3 protein-coding genes are annotated in these 3,778 nt (G+C 73.5%); 1 reads left to right on the top strand and 2 read right to left on the bottom strand.

Features of this window, described 5'->3' with window-relative positions; genetic code table 11:
* Positions 1-251 precede the first annotated feature (251 nt).
* Positions 252-740: an alpha/beta hydrolase gene (locus ABT08_RS13000; protein WP_198553659.1), complete on the top strand. Its 489-nt coding sequence runs from the start codon at positions 252-254 to the stop codon at positions 738-740.
* 27 nt (positions 741-767) lie between these two features.
* On the opposite strand, the gene lnt is transcribed toward ABT08_RS13000, so the two are convergent.
* Together lnt and ABT08_RS12990 are read right to left on the bottom strand one after the other, a co-directional pair.
* Positions 768-2,375, bottom strand: coding sequence for an apolipoprotein N-acyltransferase (lnt, locus tag ABT08_RS12995; RefSeq protein ID WP_288115236.1), 1,608 nt, complete (start codon positions 2,373-2,375; stop codon positions 768-770).
* Complete coding sequence (locus tag ABT08_RS12990) at positions 2,372-3,391, bottom strand: flavin-containing monooxygenase (RefSeq protein ID WP_045245675.1); 1,020 nt, start codon at positions 3,389-3,391, stop codon at positions 2,372-2,374. Before ABT08_RS12990 ends, lnt begins: the two co-directional genes overlap by 4 nt.
* Positions 3,392-3,778 lie beyond the last annotated feature (387 nt).

The raw sequence follows: 3,778 nt of genomic DNA, 5'->3' as shown, positions 1-3,778 counted from the left end.
CCGCTCCACCTGGGCGTTGCTGCAGACCCGGGTCGCCGCGTTCACGCGGGCCGTGGTGTATGACCGGGCAGGGCTGGGCCGGTCCGCCCCGGATAGTGCAGGGCGCACCCTGGACCGGATGGCCGACGACCTGAACGATTTGCTGGACGGCCTCGAGCCGAGCAGCGGGTTCGTGCAGGTGGGGCATTCCGCGGGCGGCCCGATCGTGCGGCAGGCAGCAGACCGGCCGCCCGGACCGGGAGGCCGGTCTGGTGCTGGTGGATCCGACCGACGAGGCAGCGACCCAGCAGTTCGGTGTGCCGTTCCGGGTCGGGGAGAAGATCGTGATCGCCGTGGAGTGGGTGCTGGCACGGGTGGGGTTGCTGGAGCGGTTCTTCCGGTTCCTCGGGGAGGGGATGCCCGAGGATGTGCGGGCGGATCTTCACCGGGAGGCGTTCCGGCCCGCGGTGGTGGTCACCCAGGGTCGGCAGGCGCGCACGTTCCTCACCGAGCTGCACGCCTGGCGCGGCGACCCGCCGGTGCTGCCCGATGTCCCGGTCACCGTCATCTCCGGCAGTCTCGCGGACGGGATGCCGCGACGGGTCCGGGATGCCGCGACCGCCGCCGGGCGGTATCGGGCCGCACAGTCCCGGCAGGGCCGGCACGTGGTCGCTGCCCGCTCCGGCCACTACATCCCCGCCACAGAATCGGACCTGATCGCTGCGGAGATCCGCCGCCTCGTCCTCCCGCCCGTCGGATAGCCCGGGTTGTCTGGCGGGCATGCCTGGTCAGGCCACGGCAGGGGGGCGTCGCCGCCGGGCGATCGCACCGGTGAGGGCGAGACCACCCAGCCCACCCCATAGGGTGACAGTGGAAACGCCTTGCCCGATGAGGACGGCGGGGGTGAGCCCGGCGCGCAGGTCGGTGTCGGCGATCATCGCCCCGGCCTGTCCGGCGGGCAGACCGGTGAGGGTGCTGCCGTCGGGGCGGATGATCTGGCTGGTGCCGACGGTGGAGACGTTCACCACGGTGCGGCCGGTCTCCACCGCGCGGATTCTGGCGACCGCGAGCTGCTGCAGGTTCTCGTCCGTGCCGCGGAAGTCGGCATTGTTGGTCTGGAACACCAGCAGCTCCGCGCCGGCGGTGACGCTCTCGGCGATGACTTCGTCGTAGATCACGTCGAAGCAGATCGCCAACCCCACCGGCACGTCGCCGACGGTGACCATGGGCAGGTCGGTGCCGTGCGCGTAGTCGCGTTGCAGCAGCCCGACCAGGTCGGGAGCGAGCAGGGTGTAGAACGCGCGGTCGGGCACGTACTCGCCGAACGGCACCGGGTGGCGTTTCGCGTGCGTCTGCACCTGCTCCCGCTGCGGCGTGGCACCGGTGGTGGCCGGGTCCCACAGGAACGACGTGTTGTAGATGTTGCCGCCCGCCGTGGTGGCCGCGTTCGCCAGCAGCGGGGCACCTGCCCGGGTGCTGATGCCGGTGAGATGCTCGGCCAGCCACGGGGTCTGGAACGGGTCAGCATCCAGCCCTTCCGGCCACACCACCAGATCCACATCCGCGTCGAGCACCGGGCCGGTCGCGTCCCCCTGCGCCCGGGCGATCGCCCCCACGGTGCGCTGGTCGAAGTACCCGGACGGGCCGTTGCCTTGCACCGCCCCGACCCGCATCGTCCCGGCCGGTGTGGTGGGAAACGCCGGGACCAGGACCAGCATCAGGGTGGTGACGGCGGGTACGGCGGCGGGGAACGGGCGACGCCACCGGCCGGTCCGGATGGTTTCGATCGCGGCGGCGACGGTGAAGACCATCAGGAAGGTGAGCCCGCTCACCCCGACCCAGGACACCGTCTGAACGAGGGGGCTGTCGGCTTGGGTGATCCCGAGCCGCGCCCACGGCAGCCCCCCGTACGGCCAGGCGCCCAGCAGCACCTCCCGGCCCGTCCACAACGCGGCCACCAGGCCCGGCAGCAGGAGCAGGCGTCCGACCGGGCCGGGGGCGGCGCGCGGCACCCACCGGTAGGCGAGTGCCAGCGGGATGATCCCGACCGCGGTCAGGGTCCCTTCCACCACGGTCAGTGCCGCCCACGGCACCGGCCCGAGATACCGGGTCGTCCAGGACACCAGCAGCCCGAAGAACAGCAACCCGAACACCGCCCCGACCGCCACCGCCCCCCACACGCTCCGGCCGATCAGGGCGAGAAGCAGCAGCCCGGTCGCGGCGAACGCGGCCGGCCAGAATCCCACCTCCGGGTAGGCGAGATCCATCAGCACCGCCGCGGCTGCCGCGACCGGCAACGCCATCGCCAACGGCATCACCGCCCGGGCGCGGCGGTTCGGCGGGGTGGGTTGGGGGCGTCCGTGCGGGTCCTGGAGGGTCGTCGGGGTGGCGGTCATGGCCGGTCCGCGATGGTGCGGGCGATTACGGCGGCGTCCCGGGACACCCCGGCGAGGGTGTCCGCTCCGGGGCGGCTGTGGGCGGGGATCCCGGCGACGAACAAGCCCGGCAGCCCGGTCATCGCCGGGCGGGACCGGGCTGCGGTCGCCTCGGCGGGGAGCCAGTCGTCGCCGGGGTCGTACCCGGTGGCGAGGATTACCGAGTCCGGGGCGAGGGTGCTGCCATCGGCGAACGTGACCTGCCCGCCGTCCGCGCCGGTCACCGCCGGGGCGACCGCCACACCCGCGTGACGCAGCGCATGGTAGCTGTCGCCGAACACCGGCTGCACGGCGGGTGGGCGACCCAGCCAGGACGAGCCTGCCCGGGCGTGGACGGGGAAGGTACGGGCGGGTCGGTGCGGCCGTCGGGTGCGGACCGCGAGGGTGACCTCGTGGGAGGCGGACAGCTCTCGCGCCAGCTGCACCCCGCTGTTCCCTCCGCCGACGATCAGCACCCGCCCGGTGGGCACCTGCCGGGGGAACTGGTAGTGGGCACTGTGCAGCACCACCCCGGGCACCCGCAGCTGCTGCGCCCACGCAGGGATGCGGGGGTGGGTGGCGGCGCCGGTCGCGCACACCACGTTGCGGGTCTGCACGTCGCCCTCCGCGGTCTGCAGCTGCAGCACCGACCCGTGACCGCGGCGTTCCACCCCGACCACACGCAACCCCCAGAACGGGTCCACCCCCAGGGTGTGCTGCACCTGGTCCAGGTAGTTCGCGATCTCATCGGCCCGGGGATGCTCGTGCGGGTCCAGCGGCAGCGGCCGGAGCGGAAGCGTGCTGTGGCGGGCGTCGGACAGCAGCCGCATCGAATGCCACCGGGACGCCCAACTGCGTTGCCGGTCCGTGGCGGCGTCGACGACCACGAACTCCTGCTGCGGCCGGAACCCCAACCCGATCAGCGCGGCGGCCACCGCGAGCCCGGCCTGCCCGGCCCCGACGATGATCGCCCGCCGATGCGTCAACCCCGACCGCATCACCACCCCCTCCCCGCACAAGAGGGCCGGGGCGGGAACGGACGGAGGATGATCGCGCCGGCGCCGCGGCGGGACGGGGCCGGACGGGGCCGAGCGGGGCCGGGTGGGCGGCGGTGACCGGCCGCAGCCGTCGGCACCGGACCGGCGACGGGGGCCGCCGTGATACGGGTCGTCAAGACATTCTCCAAACCTAGAAATCGGCATCACACAGCGCCCGCACACGGGCGGGCGGGAAGACGCCGCCCATGGGTGGGCGGCATGCCGGATCTCAGGTTCGGGAAATCGACAACAGCAGCAGTGAGGGCGCGGCCGGACGCCGCGACACGGGCACCGGCACCAGCAGCGGCGCGCGCACCGGACGGGATACCCGCAGTATCCGCAGCCGGC

Source organism: Microbacterium sp. SCN 71-21 (assembly GCF_001725695.1).
Taxonomy (GTDB): domain Bacteria; phylum Actinomycetota; class Actinomycetes; order Actinomycetales; family Microbacteriaceae; genus Microbacterium; species Microbacterium ginsengisoli.
The sequence above is the reverse complement of the archived record's forward strand: the minus strand, read 5'-3'. Positions and strand labels throughout refer to the sequence as shown.